This window comes from Pseudodesulfovibrio thermohalotolerans (assembly GCF_021353295.2).
Classification (GTDB): domain Bacteria; phylum Desulfobacterota; class Desulfovibrionia; order Desulfovibrionales; family Desulfovibrionaceae; genus Pseudodesulfovibrio; species Pseudodesulfovibrio thermohalotolerans.
Genome location: NZ_CP120635.1, coordinates 1,810,935 through 1,837,180, shown reverse-complemented (window position 1 = coordinate 1,837,180; position 26,246 = coordinate 1,810,935). Strand labels below are relative to the sequence as shown.

The window sequence follows — 26,246 nt, the reverse complement described above, 5'->3', positions numbered from 1 at the left end:
ACTTTGTTTGTCACAACACAAGCGAGGACGCTATGCCAAAGCCAGTGCACAGACGCCACGATATCCCCTGACAAGATTTGGAAAGGGGCTGTGCCAGAGAACTCCTCTGGGGTATCAGTGCGGCAATGCGAAAAAATCGTTTGAGTCAGAACAAGCAACTTAGTTTGATAGAGCATTTCATGGTAGGCACCACAGCCCGCTGTGCTGCGGATTTGGTCGGAGTGAACGTCAAGACAGCCGCCTTCTATTTTCACCGGCTCCAGAAAATTATAGCCGAAGAAAACCTGTGAAGGGGAGGGATGTTAGCGAATCTGAAGTCGATGAAAGCTACTTTGGAGGGAAACGGAAGAGCAAACGAAGCCGAGGGGCCGCAGCCTGTCTTTTAAATCCTTAAGCGAGGCGCAAAGGTGTACACACAGGTAATTCCCAACGCCAAAGGCAAAACGCTACTACCAATCATTAAGAAGAAGGTGCGACCAGACAGCATCGTGTACTCAGATGCTCTTTACAGCTACAATGTTCTGGACGTTCCCAAATTCAAACACTTCAGGATCAACCACTCGAAGTTGTCTGCTGACAAGCAAAACCACATCAACGAATTGAGTATTTTGGGAACCAGGCCAAGCGTCATATGAGAAAGTTAACGGTATTCCGACCAAACATTTTTCTCTTTTTTGAAGGAATACGAATGGCGCTTTAATACCAACATCCACAAACTCAGTTTAGACAACTGAAACAATGGGTAAAAAATACATAGACTGATTATCTGATACAGCCCCCAAAAAGATAGCCCCTGCAAAATTGCAGGGGCTATCTTTTTATTTGCTGAAAACGCTGTTGTTTCAGAACATGCTTTTCTTTCGGGTATCGACCGCTTGTGGAGGCTCAACCCCCTGCCTCAACATGCGGCGAAGATACTCCCGTTCCCAAAAGCGTTACTCTGTCCGCCTTATTCAACCATTCGGATTCAGCGTTACTTGAGGAAACGCTTTCTTCCGAAAACCAGGCAACCGGCGAGACCTGCAATGAGGAGAACGACGGTCGACGGTTCGGGCACGGGCGGGGTTTCGCCGGGGCCGCTGGCCGTGTCGACATTCAGAATGTGGAACGCATAATCGTCGGTCCGGAAGCCGTTGGAAGGCTGGGACCACTCGCTGATAAGAATCGGCGTTTCGCCGGCACGATAAAAACCGTCGCTGTACGAATCGGAAATATTGAAGTTGTCGTAAGTCGTCAGTGTGAGGAAATAGCTCCCGGGGTCCAGCAGAACGGTATAGAAGGAATCCCATTCCTCGTAATCATACGACACGCCGTTCGACAATTGAGACCCGACCAGACCTCCGTCATCCTGGAAATAGATGAGGTTGCCAGCTGCATCCCAAAGGCCAAGCATGGGATCGAAGCCGCCGTCGTCCCAGGAAGAAGAGAAAAAGATTCGTTCGCCCGAGGTCGAAACACTGAAGTCAAAACGCAAGACGTCGTTGTGGTACTCCATGTTGCCGAAATAGTCGTAGTCGTAGGCCTGCGCAGGTACTCCAGACAACAAAAAGACAAGGAAAAACAGGATAGTGATTTTCTTCATAATACCTCCTTTGCCGAAGGAAAAGCATATATCATGCCACAGATGAAGATATAAAATCACATCAGAATAATACGATATGCCGCATATCGAAATACTCCCTCTCTTTTGTCAAAGGCATCGACACTAACTGTAAATTTCCCCGACCGACCTCCCGGATTAAGCCACTTGGAGTTTCACATATTGAAAACGCCGCTCCTGGAGGAACGGCGTTTCGCTCTGGCCATATCGCCCTAACTATCAACTGGTGCCGTCGAATATGGTGCCGGTATCGCGAATAATGAGGTCCGCGAGGAGTTGTTCCAGCGAATACTCCGGATTGGAGGGCTTGCGAAGTTGGGCCGCCTGATCCAGAAGCTGGGCCTGGCTCTCAAGGCTGAGTTGTTGAGCCTGAAGACTGTCCTCCTTGCCCCCATACATGTCCGTGATGGCCGTCATCTCGCTCTGGAGTGACTGGACGTAGCCGAGCTGGGTGGCGCGGGCCCCATCCGCACCCAAAGCCGCACCGTCCAGGTCTGCCCACCCCACTCCACCGGAAGGCATATCCACGGAATGGAAGGTGATGTTGAACCCTCCATCCTTGCTGGACTGAATATAGACATTACCGTCGGAATCGACCTGATCCGTGTCCCATTGGGAAGAGTCCAACAGGGCTATGCCGTTGAAATCGGCGTTGGAGACAACGCCGGAAATCTTGTCCGCGAGCGCGTCGAAATCGCCCTGGACCACACTGCTCGTGCCGTCCAACTCGCCGGAATCGATCCGGTCGATAATGTCCTCCATGTCGTTCAGAGCATCCACGATCGTAGCCATCCCGGTCCGGGCAACGCCCATCATGGAGGCCGCCTCGCCCACGTTTCGGGCCGCCTGACGCACTGCGGCCGCATCCCCGCGCAGGGTGCCGCTGATGGCCTCCTCGAAAGGATTGGTGAAGGTTGCCGCGCGAGCCGGTTCGCCCAGCACCAGACTGCGCAGATTCCGACCGACGGCCGACGAGCCGAACAGCCGGTTGGTTAACATATCCTGCTGCAACAACTGCAACGAATAGTCGTAGATGAAGCTCTTTTCGATGTCGGTCAGGGCCATGCCGCCTCCCGCAGATTACAATTCACCAATATTTTTATCGGCTGTCCCGCCCATATCTTTAGCCCTCTTGAAGGAGTTTCCAGCATAAGCTCGACGCAAATGCCGCCCCGCCCCTTTGCCGATGATTTCCTGCACCGCGGGCGAATGACGTTTGGTAACCCGGACAGCAAAGAAAAAGGCCGACTTGCGCCGGCCTTGAAGGAAGGATTACCCAAAGAGATTATTGGACGAATTCGGCCATCTTGGCAAAAACAGGATGCCCGCTGTCGTACCGCTCGACAAGAAGGACGTCTTCCAACTTGTCCACCTGCTTTATCATCTGGTCAAGACGGTCATCAGCGTTGACCAGGAGCCAAATCTTACTAGTCTGACCGCCATTGACGGGCATACAGGCAATGCCTTCGACGTTGTAGGCCCGACGCGCGAACAGACCGCAGATGTGAGACATGACGCCGGGATGGTTATTCACGGACAATTCGATAACAGTCTGTTTACACATGATTTTCTCCTCCGATCATCTGGGAATTGGCCGCTCCGGGAGCCACCATGGGATAAACCGGCTCATTCGGGCTGACAGGCACATGAATCAACGCCGGTCCGGGGGCGGCTATGGCCTCGGCCAATGTGACCGCAGGGTCGTCGCAATTGCCCAGATCATAGGCCTTTATTCCAAACCCCTCGGCGATCTTGATGAAATCGACACACTTGTCATAATCGGACGCCACATAACGCTGACCATAGAAAAGATCCTGCTGCTGACGGACCAACCCCAACGCGTTGTTGTTGGTCAGGATGATCTTGATCGGGATGTCGTACTCCATGGCGGTGGCCAGGTCCTGTATGTTCATCATGATGGACCCGTCGCCGGAGAAGCAGATGACCGGCTTGTCCGGAGCGGCCAAAGCCGCCCCCAGAGCGGCGGGCATTCCGAAACCCATAGTTCCGAGACCGCCGGAGGTCAGCCAGCGGTGCGGGCGGGTGAAGGGATAAACCTGCGCAGTGCGCATCTGATGCTGCCCCACGTCGGTGCACACGATGGCTTCCTCCCCGGCCAGTTCCGCGGCCTTGAGAATGACGCCATAGGGCGAGGTGGGATCGTCCGCGCCCGGGACGATCATGGGATGAGCCGTCCTGAGGGACTCGATGCGGCCGTTCCATTCTGCCCTGTTTTTTTGCTCGATATGCGGCAACAGCGCCTTGAGCACATCGGCCACATCCCCACGAACCGAGGCATGGGCGGTCTTGATCTTGTCCAGCTCGCTCGGATCGATGTCCATGTGGATGACCTTGGCCTTGGGGCAGAATTCGGAAACCTTGCCCGTGGCCCTGTCGTCGAAACGCACGCCCACGGCTATGAGCAGATCGCACTCTTCCAGCGCCAGATTGGTATAGCGAGCCGCGTGCATCCCGAGCATACCGAGATTGAGCGGATGCCCCGAAGGAATGGCCCCCAGCCCCATAAGGGTCAGGACTGACGGGATGGCCCCCTTCTCGGCCATGGCAAGGGCCTCGGCCGAAGAATCGGACAGGATAACGCCACCCCCCAGGTAGAGGATAGGCCTTTTCGCCCGGTTAATCATGGCCGCGGCGTGTTCGATTTCGCCGTGGAAAAGCTCGGGCGTGGCATCCGGGACACCGAGTTCGGGCCATTCGTCGAACTCAACCTCGGCCATCTGCACGTCCTTGGGCACGTCGATCACCACAGGACCGGGACGGCCGCTGGCGGCGATGCGGAACGCGTCGGGGATGATGCGCAGCAGGTCCTCGGCGGACCGGACAAGAAAATTGTGCTTGGTGATGGGAACGGACAGCCCGTAGGTGTCCACTTCCTGAAAAGCGTCGGTGCCTATCATGGACAAGGGCACCTGGCCGGTAATGCAGATGATCGGGATGGAGTCGAGCTTGGCGTCGGCGATGGCCGTCAGGGTGTTGGTCGCGCCCGGGCCGGATGTGGCGAAGAAAACCGCAGGTTTGCCAGTAACCCGGGCCATGCCCTGAGCGATGAACCCGGCCCCCTGTTCATGCCGGGTCAAAATGTGTTTGATATTGCCGTTCTTTCCCATGGCGTCATAAAGAGGCAGATTCGCCCCGCCCGGGATGCCGGCAATGGTCCGCACACCTTGCCGCTCCAGCAATTTAATGATTATTTCCGCACCTGACATTTTCATTTTAGCCTCCTGTGTGCCCCGTATCCGGTAGGAATCAAAAATAAAACCCCCACCGGCTCGCACCGACGGGGGTTATAAAATTCGATTGTACCTATCCCGCTATGGCGCGTCCCTATGAACACCACCTACTACTACGTCCACTACGACGCATACGCTGGCCACGGTTAGGCTGGCGGGGATGATGGAAATGAGGTTTTCAACGCGCAACATGGAATGTTCCTTTTGTCTTTAAAGTTTTCGTTAATCCCACAGAAATGAAAGGTCAAGCACTTTTCCGAAATAACCTCACAGGATGCACCCGCTGGCGGGCTGCGGAATCGGCTGTATTCACGACGAGCCACCGGAGCAACGCCCGGATACTCCCCCTCCGAATGCCGAGCGTTCTCCTTTTCCCTGGAGAAAACGACGAGACCGGCAAAAGAAGACGCCCCGAGCCGGAGATGAATACATTCTCCCACATGATCGGGACGCCCTCAACCGACCGCACTTCTTGCGATCTTTCGTGATCGAATACGAGTTACAGACGATCCACGGCAAGCCAGAAAGCAGCCGCGCCGACAAAAAGCCGTACCACGTGGCCAATGTGAAAGTGATAGCCCCAGTCGATGGAAAACATGAGCGCCAGGGCGACCACAAAACCACCCAAAATGCACTTCCTCCAGATATTCAGTCTCAACAGATTCATGCAAAACCTCGAAAAAGGGTTGCGACGAGCCGCAACCCTTTTGTTGTAGTTCAATCAATGTCGGAAAGCCCTATTTCTTTGCAGGCTTGCCCTTGGCGGATTTCCTGGCGGAAGATTTCTTCCCGTTCTGATCGTCCTTGCCAAAGGCTGCCAGCTTATCAGCCAACTCGCGCAGCTTGTCATCCACCAGCCGGTTAATGGTCCCGGCCGGATAGGCTCCGTTCTTCCCGCGCACTCCGGCCTTCTTGCCGGTCAGGATTTCAATGCCCTCATCAATGGTCTTCACGGCCCATATGTGGAACACCCCCTTGCGAACCGCTTCAATGACCTCGTCGCGGAGCATCAGGTCCTTGACGTTAGGATGCGGGATCATGACGCCCTGCTCCCCGGTCAGCCCCGCATTCTTGCAGCAGAGATAGAACCCCTCGATCTTCTGATTCACGCCGCCGATGGGCTGGACCTCGCCATACTGGTTCACCGAACCTGTAACGGCGATATACTGACGAAGAGGCACCCCGGACAAGCTCGACAGCAATGCGTACAGCTCCGTGGACGAAGCAGAGTCGCCGTCTATACCGCCGTAGGACTGTTCGAAGGCGATGCTTGCCGCAAGGGACAGGGGCTTGTCCTGGGCAAACCGGCTTCGCAGAAAACCGGACAGGATGAGCATCCCCTTGTTATGAGTCGGGCCGGACATGTCCGCCTCGCGCTCGATATTAATGATCCCTTCCTTGCCCAAGGAAGTAACCGCTGTGATCCTTGAAGGTTTCCCGAACATATAGTCGCCTAAGGAATATACGGCAAGCCCATTGACCTGCCCCACGACCTCGCCGTCCGTGTCCACGAACAGACTGCCGCGGTCGATCATCTCCTGTATACGCTCCTCCACCTGATTGGAGCGGTAAACCTTGGCCTCGACAGCCTCTCGGACATGCTCGCCGGAGACCGCTTCGGCCCCGGCCCGTCCGGCAAAGTAATCCGCTTCGCTCAAGAGGTCGCCCAGGGCCGGGAAGGCTGTGGATATCTTCTCCTGCCTGCCTGCCCAGCGGACGCCCTCCTCCAGAACGGCGGCCACGCCGTCCGCATCAAAGGGCCTGAGGCCGTTGCGGTCCACCTCGGCCCGTACGAACCGGGCCACATCGAGCACGGAATCGTCGGTAACGTCCATGCTTGATTCGTAGTCGGCCCGAACCTTGAATATCTTGGCTACGTCCTCGTCATAGTTACGCAGCAAAGCGTACAGATACGGGCTGCCGAGGACGACGACCTTGACGGCCATGTCGATGGGTTCGGGCTTCAGCCCCGTGGCGCTGATAAAATAATACGGGTCAAAGGTCTCGATCTCGATCTGCTCGGTCTTGAGCGCCCGCTTCAGGGTCTGCCACACGCCCGGCTCCATGATGGCGTCCATCAGGTTGATGACCAGATAACCGCCGTTGGCCTTGACGAAGGAGCCCGCCTTGATCTTGGTGTAATCGGTATGCCAGCCGCCCATGCGGTCCATTACGCGCTCGATGGAGCCGAACAGGTTGCGGTAGGTCGGGTAGGATTCCACGATAACCGGCGGGCCCTTGATCTCGGCGTTGTCCACCAACAGGTTGACCTGATACGGCTGGAAGACCATCTCGGGGGAAGGGCCGGGCATGACCATGCCGGGGATCGGACCGGGCTGGCCGGGGCTGCCCAACGCCTTGACCGCATCCAGGTCCTCGACCATGTTGTCGAGCACGGAGTCGAGGTATTTGGCGACCTTCTCATCGGGGTATGCCTCCCGCACAGGCTTGAGAAACTCCTGGGCCAGAGTCAGGAACATGAGCCGGTCCACCTCGCGGTGCTTCTCTCCGACCGCCTTCTGGAGCCCCTTCAGCTCCTGGACGATATGGTCGATCTCCTCCTTGAGCTCCAACCGCTTGTCGCGCAACTTCTCAAACTCGGCACGCGGGAAGCGGCCATTGTCGACCAGCTCCTCCAGCTCGATCATGCGCTTGGGCTCGCCATCCACCAGCGGAACCACGTCGGGCCGCTGGATAGGCCCCATCTGCATACGCACCACCACCAGGCCGGTGTCTTTCACCTGGTCCTCGATGGCCTTGTAGAAACTCATGACCTTTTTTTCATGGGCCTCGGCGATCTCGTTCTTGCGGGCGATATATTCCTCGCTCTCAAAGAGCTGCGGGGCTTCGCGCTTGATATCGTCCAAGAACTTCTGCATGTCCTTCTTGAAGCGGTCACCCTGCCCCGGTTCGAACCGGAGCATAATGGGCGCCTCGGGATGCTTGAAATTATTGACGTAGCAAAGATCGCTCGGGGTCGCCTGCCCATTGCCCATTTCGCCGAGCAGTTTGCGCACGGTGGAGAGACGGCCGGTTCCCGGCTGACCCGTGACGAAAATATTATAGCCTTTCTTGACCATGCCCAGACCGAAACGAAAGGCCTCCACGCCGCGCTTCTGGCCGATGATGTCCTTTTGGGGCTCCAGGTCGTTCGTGGATGTGATGGACAGCCGCTTGGGATCGGGCGTCCACTTAAGCTTGTCGACGGGCACTTCGAATATCTTGCTTTTCTTGACCATTTATCCGACTCCGTAGGTTATTTCCTGGAAATGGCAACGCTCGATCCGAATGGGGCCGCGCGCTTGGGCAGCCTGACCACCAGAACGCCTTCGGCGAACTCCGCCCGGGCCGCCTCGGGATCAATACGACAGGGAAGACGCAATTCCTTGCGGAAGCTATGGGAACTGGCATGGCCCGGGCCGGATTCCCGGGTCTCGGCGACTATGGAAAGCAGGCGCTCCGTCACCCCCACGTGCACATCGTCCGGCGCCATGTTGCCCAGCTCCAAACGAACCACCAAAGCATTCCCTTCGTCCTGTAGGGTAAGGTCTCCCGCCATGCGGCAGAACATGGACGGCAGGTTGAAATCCGCACACAGGTCATCGAAGAGCCGGTCCATGTCGCTGCGGATGCGCGAAATCTCATTGCGGCTCCACCGTTTCAAATCGGCCATTGACGCTAACCCTCCATTGCAAATCAATTTTAAAGGCAGTTCCACGGTACAATACCCGCAAGAAAAAAGACAGGGGCTTGACGATTTTTCGTCAAGCCCCTGTCTTCGGCATGGTGGAATCCGCTTCGTTACAGACTGCGAAAGAGATTGGACACGGCCAGGATAACGAAGCCCGTGGCGACAAGCCAAAAGGGCCTGACGATGTCTTCCAGGGCCGGGATGGACATGACGTCGACCTGAATGAGAATACCGAGAAGGCCGATAATGACGCCGACGATCCAGGTGAGCAGTTGGGGTGCGCTGAGATTCATGGGAAACGACTCCAGTTGTTGAGACAGGTGGAATGCTGGTTAATCTAATCGGAATCCTTAACGAATTCTTCAGCCTCTTCTCTCGGAAGCGGCCGGGAATACAGGTAGCCCTGACCGTAATCGCATTGCAGTGAATAAAGCAAGTCTCTTTGGCTCTCCGTCTCGATGCCCTCGGCCACGACGCGTAGCCGCAGGGAATGGGCCATATTCACGATAGCCCTGACTATCTCGATGTTTTCCGGAGTGGACTCCATCCGTTGGACGAAGCTCAGGTCGATCTTGAGTTGATCCGTGGGAAACCTCTGCAAATAGCTCATGGAGGAATACCCGGTCCCAAAATCGTCTATGGACAACAAAATACCGAGGTCCTTCAAGGACTTCAATTGATTGACCGACTTGAGCGCGTCCAGCATAACCACGGTCTCGGTGATTTCGAGCTTCAGGCGGCCAGGCGACAGGCCGGACTGCTTCAGGATACGCTCCACGTCCGAGGCCAGGGTACTTTCCGCGAACTGCTTGGCCGAGATGTTCACGGCGATGGTCAGCCCTTCCGCCCCCGAGTGGCGAAGGGTCCATTCCTGCATGGCCGCGCAGGCCTCTTCCAATATCTGAGAGCCGAGCTGCACGACCTGCCCGGTCTCCTCGGCCACGGGAATGAACTCGCCGGGACCAACCAGCCCCCGTTCCGGATGATTCCACCTGGCAAGGGCCTCGAAACCGTATAGGCTGCCGTCGGCCAAATTGACGATGGGCTGATAGTAGGCAGTGAACTCCCTGGCATCCAGAGCGCGATTGAGTTCGCTCTCCACGGCCAGGACGTTGACCATGCCTTCGCGCATCCGCTTCTCGTACCCCTCGACACGGTTTTTACCATGGTGCTTGGCGGTGTTCATGGCCACCTGCGCGTTGTGCACGACCTTCTCGGAATCCACGTCCATGCCTGACCCGATGTCGTAGCCCATGCTGGCGGACAGAGCGAAAGTAAGCCCATCCACTTCAACGGGTTCCCTGAACGACTCGAATATCTTCCGAACGAGGGCTCGGGCGTCCCCTTTCCTGTGAATGTCTTCAAGAAGAACTCCGAACTCGTCGCCGCCGAACCGGGCAACGGTGTCGATGGACCGGACCGACTGCTGGAGCTTGACCCCGAGCCGGACCACCAGCTTGTCGCCCATGCTGTGCCCGTAATGATCGTTGACGACCTGAAAACGATCTATGTCGATAAACAGAACCGCGAAATATTCGCCGGTTCGGGCGCACCGCTCGGCCGCCCGATTAAGTCGTTCCAGGAACAGAGCCCGATTGGGAAGACCTGTCAGGGCGTCGTGAAAAACGCTGTGCTGCAACTGGCTCTCAATGAGCTTGCGGTTGGTGATGTCCCGCATACTCACCCGGACGCCAAGCGGCTGGCCCTCGTCGGAATAAATGGAATGCCGGACCAGGCTCAACCACTTTACCTTGGCGTTGACGTCGCTGATCCTGAAATCGAGGTTATCCTCGTCGCCCACGGTCTCGTCCCGCATGAACTGCATCCACCTGCCCACGTCCTCCCGGTGAACGATGCGCTGCATCAGGTCCGGATCGTCCAAAAAACATTGCGGACCGTAGCCGCTGATCCGCTCACAGGACGGCGATATGTAACGCAGTTCTCCCCCGGGACCGATCCAGCTCTCCCAATCGTAGTTGTAATCGGCGACCATGCGATAACGCTGCTCGGAACGGGCCAGGGCCTTCTGCGATTCCTGCAATTCCTCAACAGTCGCCTCAAGCCGTCTGGTCGTCTCCACAAGAGACCGCTTGTGACGATGCAGTTCAGCGAAAATCCTGGTCTTGCCGCGCAGAATCTCCGGCTCCACGGGCTTGAACAAATAATCGACCGCCCCCAGCTCGTAGCCGTGGAAAACGTGCCGCTCCTCCTTGCTGATGGCGGTAATGAAGATGATCGGAATATTCCTGCCGTTCTCCGAACTCCGAAGCCGTTCGGCCAGCTCGAAACCGTCCATGCCGGGCATCATCACGTCCAGCAGGGCCACTGCGAAATCGTGCTCCGGGAGCCTCTCAAGGGCTTCCGCGCCGGAACCGGCCATTATCAAATTGAGGTTTTGACCGCGAAGTATGGCCTCTACCAACTTGAGGTTGATCCGTTCGTCGTCCACGACGAGAACGTCGACAATATCACTCATTTCACCTGTCCCTTCATATTCGACCGTAAAGGACGACCCCGCCCTGTCCGGGAACAACAACATATCCCAGGTTGTTGAGGAAGGATGTTATAAATTGCGCTATGCAAAACCACTTTATTGGAATCGCAAGCCCTTTGGGGTATGGTCCCCTATGGTTTGACATGCCGAAAACAAAGCCCATATAGACCTTTTCGCCAAAAACGAAACAGGAGAATCTTATGTCCGACAAATCGAAACAATTCAAGCAGGTCCTGGACGAACACCACCAGTGGCCGTGCCCATACGTATACAAATTCATCGTTCCGACGGAGAATCTCGGCAAATTCAAGGAGCTGTTTTCCTCGGAATCGCTTGAGACCCGCCTGTCGAGAACGGGTAAATATACCAGCGTGACAATGACTTCGACCATGTGCTCGGCCGACGAGGTCATGGCGGTCTACGAACGGGCCGCCCGCGTGCCGGGGATCATGTCGCTCTAATTGTTCCGCAAACCTTTACACTTGGCACTCGGGGACTTACTGTACACAAATGTGATCGTATCACACTTGTTACAACTGTTCAGACATACTCAGCCATCCTGGAGAGAATATGTGGGAATATACCGATAAAGTTAAGGACCATTTCCTGAATCCCCGCAACGTGGGCACCCTCGAAGACGCCGACGGCGTCGGCGAAGTCGGCTCGCTTGCTTGCGGCGACGCCCTGACCCTGTACATCAAGGTGGACGACGAAGGGAAAATCTCCGACGCCAAGTTCCAGACCTTTGGCTGCGCAAGCGCCATCGCCTCCAGCTCGGCCCTGACCGAGATGCTCATCGGCAAGACAGTCGAAGAGGCGGAGAAGGTCAGCAACAAGGACATCGCCGAATACCTGGGCGGACTGCCCCGCGAAAAGATGCACTGCTCGGTCATGGGCCAGGAAGCCCTTGAACAGGCCATTAAGAATATGCGCGGAGAAGCCCCGTCCAAGATGGAGCATTCGCACGAAGGCGAACTCATCTGCGAATGTTTCGGCGTATTCGACGAGGAAATCCTTCACGCCATCAAGGAAAACGACCTCAAAACCGTTGAGGACGTGACCAACTTCACCAAGGCCGGCGGCGGTTGCGGCAAGTGCATCCCGGACCTTGAAAGGCTCTTGGCCGAAGCGCACGGCGAGGGCGTCTGCCCCACTCCGTCCTCCAAGCCAGCCTTCCCGGCTGAGGGCATGACCAACATCCAGCGTATGCATCTCATCGAGTCGATCATCGACAACGATGTCAGGCCCAAGCTCCAGGCCGATGGCGGCAACATCGAGCTGGTGGACATAGACCGCGACGCCGTCGTGGTCCGCTTCCTGGGCATGTGCTCGGGCTGCCCGTCCAGCCAGGCCACCCTCAAGAATCTGGTGGAAACCGCCCTCAGGGAAAAGGTCGACCCGGCCCTGACGGTACGGGAGGGATAACCATGAAAACCATCTATCTCGACAACAACGCCACAACACAGGTCGACCCGGCCGTGTTCGAGGCCATGAAACCCTATTTCACCGAATTATACGGCAACCCTTCGTCCATGCACCGCTTCGGCGGACAGGTCGGGATCAAACTCAAGGAAGCCCGCGCCTCGGTCGCGAATCTGCTAGGCTGCGCGCCGGAGGAAATCATCTTCACCTCCTGCGGGTCCGAGTCGGACAATACAGCCATCCGTTCCGCTCTTGCGGCCCGTCCGGAAAGGCGGCACATCATCACCACCGCAGTGGAGCACCCGGCCATCCTGAGCCTGTGCAAGTTCCTCGAAAAGCGGGACGGCTACGAAGTCACCTACCTCGGCACCGATGACCGCGGCAGGCTCGATCTTGAGGAGTACAAGGCGGCCATCCGACCGGACACGGCCATCGTGTCCATCATGTGGGCCAACAACGAAACCGGCAACATCCACCCCATCGAGGAAATGGCGAAGATCGCCAAGGAACACGACGTGTTCTTCCACACCGACGCGGTCCAGGCCGTGGGCAAGGTGGACATCGACCTGAGCAAGGTCCCGGTCGACATGCTTTCCCTGTCCGGGCATAAACTGCACGGCCCCAAGGGCGTGGGCGCACTGTTCGTCCGCAAAAGGCTGCCCTTCCGTCCCTACCTCATCGGCGGACACCAGGAACGCAGCCGCCGCGCGGGCACGGAGAACACCACGGGCATCATCGCCCTGGGCAAGGCGTGCGAACTGGCGCGGGAGCACATGAAAGAAGAAAACACCGAGGTCAAGCGACTTCGCGACAAGTTGGAGACCGGCCTGCTCAAGGCAATCCCGGACACCAAGCTGAACGGCGATCCGGAACATCGTCTGCCCAATACCACGAACATCTCCTTCGGTTATGTCGAGGGCGAGGCCATCCTGCTGATGATCGACCAGATGGGCATCGCGGCCAGCTCTGGCTCGGCCTGCACTTCGGGAAGCCTGGAGCCATCCCACGTGCTGCGGGCCATGGGCGTGCCCTTCACTTTCGCCCACGGGTCCATCCGCTTCTCTTTGAGCCGATTCAATACCGAGGAGGAAATCGACTTCGTAATCGAGATCCTGCCTCCCATCATCAAGAATCTACGCAAACTCTCGCCGTTTTCGGCGGATAAAAAGGCCCCGGCCTGCACCAAAAGCTTTTCGGAGTAATCATGAAAATCGCCGATAACATGACAGAACTCGTCGGCGGCACGCCGATGGTCCGTCTAAACAAACTCGCCCGGGGCCTCAAGGCCTCGGTCGTGGCCAAGCTTGAATTCAACAATCCGTGCGGCTCCATCAAGGACCGCATCGCCCGGAACATGATTGAAACGGCCCTGTCCGACGGGACCATTGACGAAAATACGGTCCTGGTGGAACCGACCAGCGGCAACACGGGCATAGGGCTGGCCTTCGTCTGTGCGGTCAAGGGGCTGCGCCTTATCCTCACCATGCCGGAATCCATGTCCATGGAACGCCGCAAGCTGCTCAAGGGGCTAGGCGCGGAACTGATCCTCACTCCGGCCGAGGAAGGCATGAAAAGCGCCATCGACCGCGCCCGAAAAATCGTCGAGGAGACGGCCAACGCCTTCATGCCCATGCAGTTCGACAACCCGGCCAACCCCGAGGCCCATCGCAGGACCACGGCACTGGAAATCTGGGACGACACCGACGGCGCAGTAGACATCTTCGTTGCGGGCGTGGGCACGGGCGGTACCCTTACCGGCGTGGCCGAGGCCCTCAAGGAAAGAAAACCCGGCGTCAAGGCCGTGGCTGTTGAGCCCGATGCATCCCCAGTCCTGTCCGGCGGCAAACCCGGTCCGCACGCCATCCAGGGCATTGGCGCGGGTTTCGTACCCAACGCCCTGAACACGGCCATCATCGACGAAGTCGTGCGCATCGAGAACGATGAAGCCGTGGAAACCGCCAAGCGGCTCATGCGCGAGGAAGGCATCCTTTCCGGCATCTCCTCCGGAGCCAACTGTGCGGCGGCCCTGAAACTGGCGAGGCGAGAGGAAAACGCGGGCAAGATGATCGTATTCATCGTCTGCGACACCGGCGAACGCTACCTGAGCACTCCGCTCTTCGATTAGAGGTGCTGTCCATGACCAGTGAAGACTACACGTTGGCGGATGTGGTCGCGCTCCTCGTGGAATCCGGGGACAACGGCCCGGCTTCGCACAGATTTTCCGACGAGGCCCCCATGCCCTCGGTGGAGACCCTGCGGGAGATCGTCGAGGACCTGCGTTGCGTCCTGTTCCCCGGCTATTTCGGCCCGTCCGAGATCGTTCCGGACACCATGCCCTATTACATCGGCGCAACCCTGGACCAGGTGGAACGCAAGCTCGCCGACCAAATCAACCGTGGGTACTGCTTCGTCTGCGACGCCACCACGACCGAGCGGTGCAGCGACTGCGAAAAACGGGCAAAGAGCATCGCCAAGAAGTTCATCACCAAACTGCCCAAAATAAGGGAACATCTGCTTTCCGATGTGGAAGCGGCCTATGTTGGCGACCCTGCGGCCAAGACCCACGGGGAAACCATCTTCTGCTATCCGTCCATCCGCGCCCTGACCAACCACCGCATAGCCCATGAGCTGTACAAGCTCGGTGTGGACATCATCCCCCGCATCATCGGCGAGATGGCCCACTCCGACACGGGCATCGACATCCATCCCGGTGCGACCATCGGCAAGTCCTTTTTCATCGACCACGGAACCGGCACGGTCATCGGTGAGACATGCATCATCGGCGACAACGTCCGCGTGTACCAGGGCGTGACCCTGGGGGCCAAGAGCTTCCCCAAGGGCGAGGACGAGATGCTCATCAAGGGGCTGCCCCGCCATCCCATCGTTGAGGATGATGTCATCATCTACGCGGGAGCGACCATCCTGGGCCGAATCACCATCGGCAGAGAAGCGGTCATAGGCGGCAACGTCTGGATCGTCCGGGATGTTCCTGCCGGGGCGCAGATCGTCCAGACGCGCGTCCTGGAGCAATCCTTCGAACACGGCTCCGGTATTTAAGCATTAAGGAAAAGACAAATAAAAAAGGAGGCATGGAAAACCGTGCCTCCTTTTTCTTAATGTTTGACTTTAACTATTTTTCGAGTTCTTGAACCATGACGGCCACGCTCTGACCAGTGGGTGATTTGGCATCGGGATTGATGGCCAGCACTTCTTTCCAGACCTTGAGAGCGGAGTCCCTGTCATTCAGATCGTGCAGATAGACAATCCCCATGTTGAACCGCGAGGTTACATGGTCAGGCTCCAGAGCTGCGGCATGGCCGAAAGCATCCACGGCCTTCTGAAACTGTTTCGTACGACGGTACATGACCCCCAGGTCGGACCAGACATTGACCTCGGTGGGCCTGAGTTCCAGGGCTCGCTCATAGGCGTTTACAGCCCTTGCCGGGAGGTTGTGGTCAAAACAGAAATTGCCGAGCTTGATCCACAGATCGGCGTTGGCCGGATCGGCGGCCGCGGCGTTTTCCAGGCTGGCCAGGGCTTCCGGGTCGGCCGTATGTGGAACGGGCGACTCAGTGGGAACGGCCTGGGTGGTCATATTCACCCGTTGGTCCCGTTGTCCCACATAAATCATGGTTACGGCGTTGCCCACGAAGATGCCGACCAGCACCCCCAGAACCGCCAGCATGACGGCCGAGCTTTTCTTGATATACTTGGCCTCGAACTCGTCGGCCTCGCGTTCACGTTTATGCACTCCCATCGTATCTCCTGAATCATGGTTGTTCGAATCGAATCTTGTCATCCACCTGTAACAAAAACACGTTTCGCCGACCGTGTAAACATTGTGCAACGCCCCGCGCAGACGGTGCAAAGCTTGACTTCCGGCCCGGCTTATACCAATCTACGCGGTCTCACAAAAATGGACACTTTCATCTAAAGAAATATACGGTTCCCGGAGGACTCGAAAATCCATGAGCGACTACAAAAAAACCCTGCTCCTGCCCAAAACTTCGTTCCCCATGAAGGCCAACCTCAAGCAACGCGAGCCCGAAATGCTCAAGTTCTGGGAAGAGACCAAGGCCTACGATGAAATGATCGCGGCCGGTGACGCCGACGACAGGTACGTGCTGCACGACGGTCCTCCGTACGCCAACGGGCACATTCACATGGGCACGGCCCTGAACAAGGTCCTCAAGGACATCATCGTCAAATCCCGGAACATCCAGGGCCAGAAGGCCGAGTACGTGCCCGGCTGGGACTGCCACGGCCTGCCCATTGAGCACAAGGTCGAGCAGGAGCTGAAAAAGAAGAACAAGGAACTCGACACCCTCACCATCCGCAAGATCTGCCGCTCCTACGCGGCCAAGTGGCTGGACACCCAGCGCGCGGAATTCAAGAGGCTCGGTGTGTTCGGCGTGTGGGATGATCCCTACATGACCATGAACCCCCAGTACGAGGCGGCCACTGCCCGCGAACTGGGCCGATTCATGGAGCGCGACGGCGTTGTGCGCGGCAAGAAGCCCATCTATTGGTGCTGCGACTGCCACACAGCCCTGGCCGAGGCCGAAGTGGAATACGAGGACCATACCTCCCCGTCCATCTATGTCCGCTTCCCCATGGCCGACGAGAATTTCAAGAAGATCGCCGACGTAGACATCTCCAAGCTGTACATTCTCATCTGGACCACCACCCCGTGGACCATTCCCGACAACATGGCCGTGGCCGTGCATCCGGACTTCGACTACGTGCTGGTCAAGGCGGGAGACGACTTCTACGTCCTGGCCGAAGGGCTGCTCGAATCCTGCGCCGCAAAGTTCGGCTGGGAATCCTTCGAGACCCTGGCGACGTTCCGGGGCGGCGACCTTGAGGGCCTGAAAGCCAAGCACCCCATCTACGACCGCGAATCTCCCGTGGTCCTGGCCGACTACGTCACCCTCGACACTGGCACGGGTTGCGTCCACACCGCTCCGGGCCATGGCCGCGAGGACTTTGAGACCGGCCTGAAGTACGGCCTGGAAATCTACTCGCCCATGAACAACAAGGGCGAGTTCCTAAAGGAAGTCGAACACTTCGCCGGCTTGAACGTCTGGGACGCCAACCCCAAGGTCATCGAAAAGCTGACCGAACTGGGCAACCTGATGGCCTCCGAAAAGATCACCCACTCCTACCCGCACTGCTGGCGCTGCAAGCAGCCGGTCATCTTCCGGGCCACCACCCAGTGGTTCATCGGCATGGACGAGAACGACCTGCGCAAACGCGCGCTCAACGCCATTCGCAACGAAGTGAAATGGGTCCCCTCCTGGGGCGAGGAGCGCATCCACAGCATGGTCGAGAACCGGCCCGACTGGTGCATCTCCCGTCAGCGCAACTGGGGCGTGCCCATCTCCGCGCTCATCTGCGAGGACTGCGACGAAACCTGGTTCGACGCGAAATGGGTCTATGACATCTGCGACAAGTACGCGGCCAACGAAACCGGCTGCGACTACTGGTTCGAGGCCCCGCTGGAGGAGATCGTGCCCGAGGGACTGACCTGCCCCAAGTGCGGCGGAGTCCACTGGCGGCGTGAAACCGACATCCTGGACGTCTGGTTCGACTCCGGCACCAGCTATGCCGCCGTGGTCGAGCAGCGCAAGGAAACCCGCTTCCCGGCGGACCTCTATCTTGAAGGCTCCGACCAGCATCGCGGCTGGTTCCATTCCTCCCTGCTCGCTTCGGTCGGTACGCGCGACGTCCCGCCCTACAAGACCGTCCTGACCCACGGGTACGTGGTGGACGCCGAGGGCCGCAAGATGTCCAAATCCATCGGCAACGTCATTGCGCCGCAGGAGATCATCGACAAATTCGGCGCGGAAATCCTGCGCATGTGGGTGTCGGCCTCCAACTATCAGGAGGACATCCGCATCTCGGACGAGACCCTGAACAGGCTTGTTGACGCATACCGCCGCATCCGCAACACCTGCCGCTACCTGCTGTCGAACCTCAACGACTTCGACCCGGCGAACAAGGTGGACGTGGCCGATATGCTGCCGCTCGACCGCTACGCCCTGGACATGGTCGTGCGCCAGCACGATTCCATCCGCAAGGCATACCGCGAATTCGAATTCCACAAGGTCTACCACACCCTGCACAACCTCTGCGTGGTCGACCTGTCCGCCTTCTATCTCGACATCATCAAGGACCGCCTGTACGTGGAGGAAGAGGACGGCCTCAAGCGCCGCTCCGCCCAGACCGTGCTCTGGCAGATCCTGCTCATGCTCCTCGAAGACATGGCTCCGGTCCTGTCCTTCACCGCCGAGGAAGCCTTCCAGGCGCTGCCCGAAGCCATCAAGCGGGCCCTGCCCCAGGACAAGACGGTCTTCGCCCTGCGCTTTGCGGCGGACCGCCCCGAACTGTCCGGCGAGGAACGTGCCCGTTGGGAAATGCTGGCCCTGGTCCGGTCCGAGGTGAACAAGGCCATCGAGCCCAAGCGCAAGGATCGCGTCATCGGCAAGTCCCTGGACGCCCAGGTGACCCTCTACGCCGAGGAGGAAATCCTCGACCTGGTGTCCACCGAGGACATCGACCCGCGCGAGTTCTTCATCATCTCCAAGCTGATTCTGGACGAGCCCGAGAACGCTCCTGCCGACGCCTTTGAGAGTGAAGAAATCGAGGGGCTGCAAGTGGCTGTCGAGGCCGCGCCGGGTGAAAAGTGCGAACGGTGCTGGCGCATCGCCGAAAACCTGGGCACCGACCCGGCCCACCCCGACGCATGTCCGCGCTGCACGGCGGTGCTGAAGAAACTCGCCTAGATTCCATGAACAAGTACAAGCTGGCAGCCATATGGGCGGCGGGCACCGTGGTGCTCGACCAGATCACCAAACTCCTGGTCCACAACCTCATGCCGGTGTGGACCGGGAGAGAGGTCATTCCCGGCCTGTTCAACCTGGTCCACGTCCTCAACAAGGGCGCGGCCTGGGGTTTTCTGGACGACGACAACATCGACTGGCAGCGTCCCCTGTTCATCCTTATCTCCCTGGCGGCGGTGGCGGTCATCGCCTATATGATCCGCCTGACCAGGGATGAGGACCGCTGGATGCTTTCCGGACTGGGCATGATAGCGGGCGGAGCCGTCGGCAACGCTATCGACCGCATCTGGCTCGGTTCGGTCATCGACTTCCTCGACTTCTACGCGGGCAGCTATCACTGGCCCGCCTTCAACGTGGCCGACAGCGCCCTGACCGTGGGCGCGGGCTGCATCATCGTCTCCACGCTGATACACCGAGGAGACACCCGGAAGGCGTCGCGCCCTTCCTAAGGAGAACGTATCATGTTCGCAGACTTCACGGCCCTGACCCCGACCCAGTGGGCCATCGTGCTGATCGCCGTCGGCGCCTGCTTTTCCTTTAGCGCCTGGTCGATCCTGGACGTCTGGAAACGGCACTTCGAATCCTCGGCGGAAAAAAGCCTGTGGATGCAGATTTGCATTTTCATTCCCATTCTGGGCGCTCTGACGTATCTTTTCCTCGGCAGAAAAAGAGGGAGCTTGCAATGACGATAAAAAAGACCTGTATATTCAGCTTGTTTTTGGCGATATTGAGCATCTCGGCCCTGTCCGGCTGCGCCACCAGGACCGACGTGGAAGCCATACAATCCGACCGGCAGCAGGACCGCAACCGCATTCGCCAGCTCGAAGCCGAACTGGCCGAATCCCGGCAGCAGCTCAAGGAAGAAATCGAGCAGTCCAACAACCCCATCCGCGAAAGATCCGCCGACATGTGGGCCGAAATCCAGTCCCTGCGCACCGAAATCGCCAAGATGCGGGGCGAGATGGACAACCTGAACATCCGCATGGACCGGCAGGTCGGTGCAGCCGATTCCGCCGTGACCGTGGATGATCTGGCCCGGCGGCTTTCCGAAGTGGAATTCGCCATGGAGAACCAGCTTCAGGTCGATCTGCCCAAGATTCGTGAAGAGCGCAACGCGGCCATGGCTGCGGCCCTCCCCGCCGCAACGCCCGAGGCGAATGCGCCTCTGGCGGGTCAAGCCGAGGCCAAGTCTGCCGAAAACGGCGCTGCCGCCGGTGCCGCCGCTGCCGTGGGGACAGCCGCTGCCGCCGACAAGAACGATTCCGCGCCTCAGGCCGACAACGACCCGGCCAAGGCGCTCTACGACAAGGCATACGCCCTGTACAAGGACGGCAACTACGAACGCGCCCGCTCTTACTGGGCCGAGTTCACCGACACCTTCAAGGGACACGCCTTCACGCCCAGCGCGGTTTTCTGGCAGGGCCAGTGCTACTACATGCTCAAGGACTACGCCCGGGCGGTCATCCTCTACGAAGACGTCATCGAGAAGTACAAAAAAAGCTCCAAGTACAAATCCGCCCTGCTCCGGGCTGGCTACTCCTGGGAACACATCGGCAAGCCCGAGTTGGCCAAGATGCGTTTCCAGGAAGTGATTCAGAACTTTCCCAAGTCCGTCGAAGCCACGCAGGCGAAACGGTCTCTGGATAAAATGAAATAATTGCGGCCCTAGCGCCGAACGTGCCATGAAGGCATTCAGGAAAATCCCATGACCCAGACCAAGAATGGTTTCAGAAAAATCGTCTATCTTTCGTTTCCGCCGGAAGTGTCCGGCAGACCCGTGGTTTGCAACCTGCTCCGCAAGTTCGACCTGAGCTTCAACATCCTCAAGGCGGATATCAGCCCGCGACACGAAGGCACCATGACCCTTGAGGTTTCCGGCCGGGAAGACACCTTCCGCAAGGGCATCGGCTACCTCAAGGAGAACGGCGTGCGCATCACCCCGGTAGCGCACAAGATTTTCCGCAACGACGACTCGTGCATCCATTGCGGCGTCTGTACGGCCATGTGCCCCACCGACGCCCTGACCCTGGACCGCGAGACCTTGAAGGTCGTCTTCGACGTGGACAAATGTTCGGCCTGCGGCATGTGCACCCGCGTCTGCCCGGTCAAATGCATGACGCTCGACATGGATGAATACGGCAGGCCCTGAGCCGCCAAGGGGGTCCCATGAGTGAGGAGAAACGTTCATTCTCTAGGATACAGGTCAGGCTGAAGGCTCAGGCCCGGGTCATGGAGTCCCTGGATTCACCCCAGATATTCACTGGCGACTCCATGCCGCAGCCTGTCTCACGGGCCGATTTCGTCAAGAAGAGCAAGCTCCCCGAGGAAGTGACCACCTTTCTCGCGGAAATGGACCGCAAGCTCGACCAGGTCATATCCATGCTCGGCCAGGACTCCGTCAAGACCGATTTCTCCATTCCCGTGGAGGTCATGGAAATATCCGCGGCCGGGGTGAAGTTCCGGTCCAGGGAGCGATTCGACATCGGCGCTTCCCTGGAGATCATCATCTACCTCAGCCAGGCTCCTCTGCGCCTGGCAGGCAGCAAGGGACGCATCCTGGAGCAAGAGTCCGACACGGGACTGTACCGCTTCGAATTCGTGGACCTGCGCGGCTCGGACATGGAAGCCATAGTGCAATTCGTCTTCAAGGAACAAAGGGAACAGATTCGCAACTCCAAAATGTAGCCGTCCCGGAGCAGACGCATGACCAGCAATGATGAATTGGTGAAGGAGCTGATGGAAAAGGTCTCCGACCAGCTTGTAGCCAGCCTCAAGGGGACCATAGCCGCTTCCGTAGAAAGGGAGATCGCCAGAAACCTGTCCAAGGCTTTGCTGGAAGGCGAATTCTACCGACGGGTCAACGAAGACCTGCAAGGCGGCCTCAAGAAAATCTATCAGGAAGTCAAAGCCGCCCGCGGCGGCACCGAGATCAAGACCATCACCGCCGACATCGACCCCGAGGAGCTTTTTTCCGAAACCTCGGACCAGTTGGACGCGGTACTCCAGACCACCGAAAAAGCGGCCGTGGAAATCATCGACATCGTCGAGAAACTCCAAAGCCTGCAAGGGTCCGTATCCAGCATCGTCAAAGGGTTCGAATCGGGCGGCGTGACCCGCGAAAGCCGGGAAAAGCTCAAGGAAATCAACAAAACGCTTGGCTCGGATTTGTCCAACATCATGGTTTCACTGAGCTTTCAGGACCTGACTGGACAGCGCATCAAACGGATCATCAATTCCATCCGCCAGATCGAACAGATCGTCCGCGAAGTCATGCTCTCCACCGGGCTGATGATCCGTCAGCGCGAAGCCGAGCCGGAAAAGGACTTCGAGGAACTGTCCCAGGAGGCCAAGACCGAGGCCACATCCAAACTCCAGGGGCCGTCCGAAGGCACCAACCAGCACGACGTGGACGACCTCCTCGCCTCCCTCGGCCTGGACTGATCCCCGAACAAATCAAATGAAAAAGAGGCGCCCCGGATATCCGGGGCGCCTCTTTTTCATTGTCTTTTCAATCCGTTCCTTTCATCTCAGCAGGACCATCCCGGCCAGGCCGAGCAAAACCAGAAAGCCCATGGAGTCGGTGATGGTGGTCAGGAAGATACTCGACGCCTGGGCCGGATCACGGCCCAACTCCTTGAGCAGGAGCGGGATGGACGCCCCGGCGAGCGCGCCGAGAAGCATGTCCACGCAGAGAGCCACCCCCATGACCAGGGCCAGCAACGGTTTGTGGGTAACCAGAAGGACCACGCAGAAAACCAGCATCGAAATAATCATGCCGTTCATGAATCCGATGCGCAACTCGCGAAGCACGGCTATCCACGCCCGCTTGCGGTCAAAACGCTCCATGGCCAACTGGCGGATCATGACGGCCAGGGCCTGCTGCCCGGTGTTGCCCGCCTGGTTGGCGACAACGGGCATAAGCACGGCAAGCACCGCCATCTGGGCGATGTTGCCTTCAAAAAGATGGACCACCCAGGCCGAAATGGCGGAAAAAATCATGTTGAGGATGAGCCAGGGCAGACGCATACGGACAGAATAAGACCACGGGGAATCCGTGGTTTCGTCCGCGCCCGCGCCAACCATGGCCTGCATGTCCTCGGAAGCCTCTTCATGAATGATGTCGATGACGTCGTCGACGGTGACGACGCCGAGAAGGCGATTGCCGAAATCCACAACGGGCAGGGCCAGGAAATTATAGCGGGCGATAAGGTGGGCCACCTCTTCCTTGTCTTCGTTGTAGCCCACAGTGATGAGATTCTGGGTTTTGACCAGCTCCTTGAGAATCGCTCCGCGCTTGGCGAGCATCAGGTCGCGCAGGGAGACGACGCCCACCAGCCGGTCCTTCTTGTCCACGAGGTAGGCGTAGTACGGAATTTCCTTGTCCTCGACCTCCTCGCGAATCTTGGCCACGGCTTCGTCCGCGTTCAGGTCCTGGTCGAGGATGACCACCTCGGTGTTCATGACGCCGCCCGCAGTATCGGGATCGAAGGTCAGGAGCGTCTTGAGCTCCGCCCGATCCTCGGCGGCCACTCGGCTGAGCAGGGCCTTTTGCAGATCTTCGCCCAATCCGTCCAGAAGGTCGGTGGCGTCATCCGGAGCCATCTCCTCGACGATGCGGGCAGCCAGCCCCCGGTTAAGGTTGCTGATGAGCGCTTTCTGGTCGAGGTCGTCCATCTCCGCGATGGACTCGGCCGCGTCCTTGATGGGCAACTGCTTAATGAACTTGACCTGATCGGCGATGTCGAGACCTTCAATAGTCTCGGCTGCGTCAGCGGGATGCTGATCGAAGTCCACACCGGACAGGCCGTCCGCCCCGTCGACCGGATGAGTGATTTTTTCCTCTTTTTCTTCTACGCTCATGCGCTGGATACCTAGCTCAAAACAGGCTCCAGGTCAAAGCAATCGGGCTTTCGTCCCGTGATATTAATGTGAAATATTTCATCAACCGCGCACCCCCTTGACGAAAGACCATCCGTGACTTACTTGCCAACATCTACCTGCAAATATATGGACTAAGCCATGCCTAGCAATCTTTTCGACGATTTTTTCCAGGCCGAAGCCAGGATGTTCCTGCTGGCCACCATCCGCATCGCCCTGGCAGAGGACGGCTCAGACCTGACCAGCCAGGGCCTTTTTACCGATTCCGACATGGCCCAGGCCATGATCGTGGCGAAACAGAAAACCGTTGTCGCCGGTCTGCCGATCATCCCGATGATCCTTGAATTCGGCGGCGAGGGCTGTCAGGCTCACCTCAACGTGGACGACGGCGAAACCGTATCCGAAGGAACCATGGTCGCCGCGCTGCAAGGCCCGGCCATCCACCTTCTCAAGGCTGAACGGATCATCCTCAATTTCCTGTGCCACATGTCCGGCGTAGCCAACCTGACCGCGCAGTACGTGGAAGCCCTCAAAGGTACGGGAACTACCCTGCTCGACACGCGCAAGACTCTTCCCTGCCTGCGCTTCCCCGAGAAATACGCGGTTCTGGCCGGCGGCGGAAAAAACCATCGCCTGACCCTGTCCGAGATGCTCATGCTCAAGGACAACCACATCGACCGGGCCGGCTCCATCACCGAGGCCGTGCATCAACTTCAGACGGTCCATTCCCCCTGTCCGCCCATCGAGGTGGAATGCCGGACCATCGAAGAGGTACAGGAAGCCTGCAAGTGCGACATCAAGCGCATCATGCTGGACAACATGGGCACCGAGGCCACCAAGGCCGCACTGTCCATGATCCCCGAAAACATCGAGACGGAAATCAGCGGCAACGTCTCCTTGGATAACATCCGCAGCATCGCTGAACTCGGACCGGACTTCATTTCGGTGGGTAAACTGACCCACTCCGCGCCCAGTTCCGATTTCAGTATGCAATTCGTGCCGTTGCGATAAAGAGGAACACTGTGGAAAACGCCAAGGAAACCATTTTTCGGATAAAGGACGCCCTGGGCGACTCCCTGGCCATCCTCGGCCATCACTACCAGTCCGACGCCGTCATCGACTGCACGGACATAAGGGGCGACTCCCTGGAACTGGCCCGCAAGATTCACGGCCTGAAGGCCGATCACGTGGTCTTCTGCGGAGTCTTCTTCATGGCCGAGTCCGCCGCCATCCTGAGCCGCCCCGGCCAGAAAATCCACATACCCGACGTCACCGCATCCTGCCCCATGGCCGACATGGCCGAAGCGAGCCGCGTGCGCAAGACCCTCGACACCCTTGAAGAGAATGGGCGCAGGATAGTCCCGCTGACCTACGTAAACTCCTCCGCCGCCGTGAAAGGCGTCGTAGGGGAACACGGCGGCTCGGTATGCACTTCCGCCAACGCCCGAATCATGCTCGACTGGGCCATGTCGCAGGGCGACGCCGTCCTGTTCCTGCCCGACCAGCACCTCGGCAACAACACCGCCGACGTGCTCGGCATCCCCGAGAAGCAGCGACTCATTCTTCCTGCCGATGTCATCCACGGCGACCCCGGGCTGTTCATTGACCCCGAGACCGCCGACGGCAAAAAGCTGTTCCTCTGGCCCGGCTACTGCCCCATCCACGAAGCCTTCACTCTGGACGCCGTGCGCGCCATCCGTAAAAACGAGCCCGAGGCGAAGATCGTGGTCCACCCGGAATGCTCTCCTGCGGTCGTACGCGAAACGGACGGCAACGGCTCCACCTCCTTCCTCATCAAATATGCGGAAGAGGCTCCGGCCGGGTCCACCGTGTATATCGGCACCGAGGAAAATCTCGTGAAGCGGCTCGCCGCACGGCACGCCGGACAAAAAACCATCAAACCCCTGCTCACTGCCTTGTGCGAGGACATGGGCAAGATCACAATCGAAAAACTCGCCCATACCCTGCAAACCCTCGACACAGCCACACCCGTCACGGTGAGCAACGCCATCCGGGAGCCCGCCAAGCTTGCCCTGGAAAGAATGCTCGCTGTTTGCTCCTAGCCGTG

At 58.3% G+C, this 26,246-nt stretch carries 25 protein-coding genes and 1 pseudogene; 15 read left to right on the top strand and 11 right to left on the bottom strand.

Annotated elements, in window-relative coordinates; all coding sequences use genetic code 11:
- The first annotated feature begins 125 nt into the window (after window positions 1–125).
- Window positions 126–757, top strand: a pseudogene (locus tag LF599_RS08650) (IS1595 family transposase).
- 216 nt (window positions 758–973) lie between these two features.
- On the opposite strand, the gene LF599_RS08645 reads toward LF599_RS08650, so the two are convergent.
- From LF599_RS08645 to LF599_RS08605, 9 genes are all read right to left on the bottom strand, one after another.
- Window positions 974–1,582 (bottom strand): DVUA0089 family protein, encoded by a 609-nt coding sequence (locus tag LF599_RS08645; protein WP_279523010.1) that lies wholly within the window; start codon window positions 1,580–1,582, stop codon window positions 974–976.
- 237 nt (window positions 1,583–1,819) lie between these two features.
- A complete protein-coding gene (locus LF599_RS08640) occupies window positions 1,820–2,665 on the bottom strand; it encodes a flagellin (RefSeq protein ID WP_269943252.1) in 846 nt (281 codons plus the stop codon).
- A gap of 220 nt (window positions 2,666–2,885) precedes the next feature.
- Complete coding sequence (gene ilvN, locus LF599_RS08635; RefSeq protein ID WP_269943251.1) at window positions 2,886–3,164, bottom strand: acetolactate synthase small subunit; 279 nt, start codon at window positions 3,162–3,164, stop codon at window positions 2,886–2,888.
- Window positions 3,157–4,833 carry an acetolactate synthase large subunit gene (ilvB, locus tag LF599_RS08630; RefSeq protein ID WP_279523009.1) on the bottom strand — a complete coding sequence of 559 codons (1,677 nt, stop codon included), beginning with the start codon at window positions 4,831–4,833 and terminating at the stop codon, window positions 3,157–3,159. The genes ilvN and ilvB overlap by 8 nt, the downstream gene beginning before the upstream one ends.
- A 517-nt stretch (window positions 4,834–5,350) precedes the next feature.
- Window positions 5,351–5,518, bottom strand: coding sequence for a hypothetical protein (locus LF599_RS08625; RefSeq protein WP_279523008.1), 168 nt, complete (start codon window positions 5,516–5,518; stop codon window positions 5,351–5,353).
- Between the two features lie 70 nt (window positions 5,519–5,588).
- Window positions 5,589–8,090 (bottom strand): Lon protease family protein, encoded by a 2,502-nt coding sequence (locus LF599_RS08620; protein ID WP_279523007.1) that lies wholly within the window; start codon window positions 8,088–8,090, stop codon window positions 5,589–5,591.
- A 17-nt stretch (window positions 8,091–8,107) separates the two neighbouring features.
- Entirely contained in the window at window positions 8,108–8,524 is a 417-nt protein-coding gene (locus LF599_RS08615) for an Hsp20/alpha crystallin family protein (protein ID WP_279523006.1), read from the bottom strand.
- A 128-nt stretch (window positions 8,525–8,652) separates the two neighbouring features.
- Window positions 8,653–8,835, bottom strand: a complete 183-nt coding sequence (locus LF599_RS08610) for a hypothetical protein (protein WP_269943248.1) — start codon at window positions 8,833–8,835, stop codon at window positions 8,653–8,655.
- A 44-nt stretch (window positions 8,836–8,879) separates the two neighbouring features.
- The gene (locus LF599_RS08605) at window positions 8,880–11,018 is read right to left on the bottom strand and encodes a putative bifunctional diguanylate cyclase/phosphodiesterase (protein WP_279523005.1); all 2,139 of its coding nucleotides are present in this window, start codon (window positions 11,016–11,018) and stop codon (window positions 8,880–8,882) included.
- 218 nt (window positions 11,019–11,236) lie between these two features.
- Here LF599_RS08605 and LF599_RS08600 point away from each other — a divergent pair, with 218 nt between their 5' ends.
- From LF599_RS08600 to epsC, 5 genes are all read left to right on the top strand, one after another.
- Window positions 11,237–11,497, top strand: coding sequence for a DUF493 family protein (locus LF599_RS08600; protein WP_269943245.1), 261 nt, complete (start codon window positions 11,237–11,239; stop codon window positions 11,495–11,497).
- Window positions 11,498–11,606: 109 nt separating this feature from the next.
- Entirely contained in the window at window positions 11,607–12,461 is an 855-nt protein-coding gene (gene nifU, locus LF599_RS08595; protein ID WP_279523004.1) for a Fe-S cluster assembly protein NifU, read from the top strand.
- Between the two features lie 2 nt (window positions 12,462–12,463).
- On the top strand, window positions 12,464–13,660 hold the full coding sequence (gene nifS, locus LF599_RS08590; protein WP_279523003.1) for a cysteine desulfurase NifS: 1,197 nt from the start codon (window positions 12,464–12,466) through the stop codon (window positions 13,658–13,660).
- 2 nt (window positions 13,661–13,662) lie between these two features.
- Window positions 13,663–14,583 (top strand): cysteine synthase A, encoded by a 921-nt coding sequence (cysK, locus tag LF599_RS08585; RefSeq protein ID WP_279523002.1) that lies wholly within the window; start codon window positions 13,663–13,665, stop codon window positions 14,581–14,583.
- An 11-nt stretch (window positions 14,584–14,594) separates the two neighbouring features.
- On the top strand, window positions 14,595–15,515 hold the full coding sequence (gene epsC / locus LF599_RS08580) for a serine O-acetyltransferase EpsC (RefSeq protein WP_279523001.1): 921 nt from the start codon (window positions 14,595–14,597) through the stop codon (window positions 15,513–15,515).
- 73 nt (window positions 15,516–15,588) lie between these two features.
- Here epsC and LF599_RS08575 read toward each other — a convergent pair whose 3' ends face one another.
- Entirely contained in the window at window positions 15,589–16,215 is a 627-nt protein-coding gene (locus LF599_RS08575) for a tetratricopeptide repeat protein (RefSeq protein ID WP_279523000.1), read from the bottom strand.
- A gap of 211 nt (window positions 16,216–16,426) precedes the next feature.
- Between LF599_RS08575 and ileS the strand changes: the two genes are divergently transcribed.
- Genes ileS through LF599_RS08540 form a run of 7 tightly spaced genes read left to right on the top strand, consistent with a single transcriptional unit; the run spans window position 16,427 to window position 22,741 of the window.
- Window positions 16,427–19,243 (top strand): isoleucine--tRNA ligase, encoded by a 2,817-nt coding sequence (ileS, locus tag LF599_RS08570; RefSeq protein WP_279522999.1) that lies wholly within the window; start codon window positions 16,427–16,429, stop codon window positions 19,241–19,243.
- 5 nt (window positions 19,244–19,248) lie between these two features.
- Window positions 19,249–19,749: a signal peptidase II gene (gene lspA, locus LF599_RS08565; RefSeq protein ID WP_269943239.1), complete on the top strand. Its 501-nt coding sequence runs from the start codon at window positions 19,249–19,251 to the stop codon at window positions 19,747–19,749.
- A 12-nt stretch (window positions 19,750–19,761) separates the two neighbouring features.
- Window positions 19,762–19,986, top strand: a complete 225-nt coding sequence (locus LF599_RS08560) for a PLD nuclease N-terminal domain-containing protein (protein ID WP_279522998.1) — start codon at window positions 19,762–19,764, stop codon at window positions 19,984–19,986.
- Entirely contained in the window at window positions 19,983–20,957 is a 975-nt protein-coding gene (locus LF599_RS08555) for a tetratricopeptide repeat protein (protein WP_279522997.1), read from the top strand. Before LF599_RS08560 ends, LF599_RS08555 begins: the two co-directional genes overlap by 4 nt.
- Before the next feature lie 48 nt (window positions 20,958–21,005).
- Entirely contained in the window at window positions 21,006–21,449 is a 444-nt protein-coding gene (locus LF599_RS08550) for an NIL domain-containing protein (RefSeq protein ID WP_269943236.1), read from the top strand.
- A 17-nt stretch (window positions 21,450–21,466) separates the two neighbouring features.
- Window positions 21,467–21,985, top strand: coding sequence for a PilZ domain-containing protein (locus LF599_RS08545; RefSeq protein WP_279522996.1), 519 nt, complete (start codon window positions 21,467–21,469; stop codon window positions 21,983–21,985).
- A gap of 18 nt (window positions 21,986–22,003) precedes the next feature.
- Window positions 22,004–22,741 carry a protein phosphatase CheZ gene (locus LF599_RS08540; protein ID WP_269943234.1) on the top strand — a complete coding sequence of 246 codons (738 nt, stop codon included), beginning with the start codon at window positions 22,004–22,006 and terminating at the stop codon, window positions 22,739–22,741.
- A gap of 81 nt (window positions 22,742–22,822) precedes the next feature.
- Here the strand turns inward: LF599_RS08540 and mgtE are convergent, their stop codons facing one another.
- Complete coding sequence (gene mgtE, locus LF599_RS08535) at window positions 22,823–24,160, bottom strand: magnesium transporter (protein ID WP_279522995.1); 1,338 nt, start codon at window positions 24,158–24,160, stop codon at window positions 22,823–22,825.
- Window positions 24,161–24,319: 159 nt separating this feature from the next.
- On the opposite strand from mgtE, the gene nadC reads away from it, so the two are divergent.
- Both nadC and nadA read left to right on the top strand, forming a co-directional pair.
- Window positions 24,320–25,189, top strand: a complete 870-nt coding sequence (gene nadC, locus LF599_RS08530; protein WP_279522994.1) for a carboxylating nicotinate-nucleotide diphosphorylase — start codon at window positions 24,320–24,322, stop codon at window positions 25,187–25,189.
- 11 nt (window positions 25,190–25,200) lie between these two features.
- The gene (gene nadA, locus LF599_RS08525) at window positions 25,201–26,241 is read left to right on the top strand and encodes a quinolinate synthase NadA (RefSeq protein WP_279522993.1); all 1,041 of its coding nucleotides are present in this window, start codon (window positions 25,201–25,203) and stop codon (window positions 26,239–26,241) included.
- Window positions 26,242–26,246: the final 5 nt, after the last annotated feature.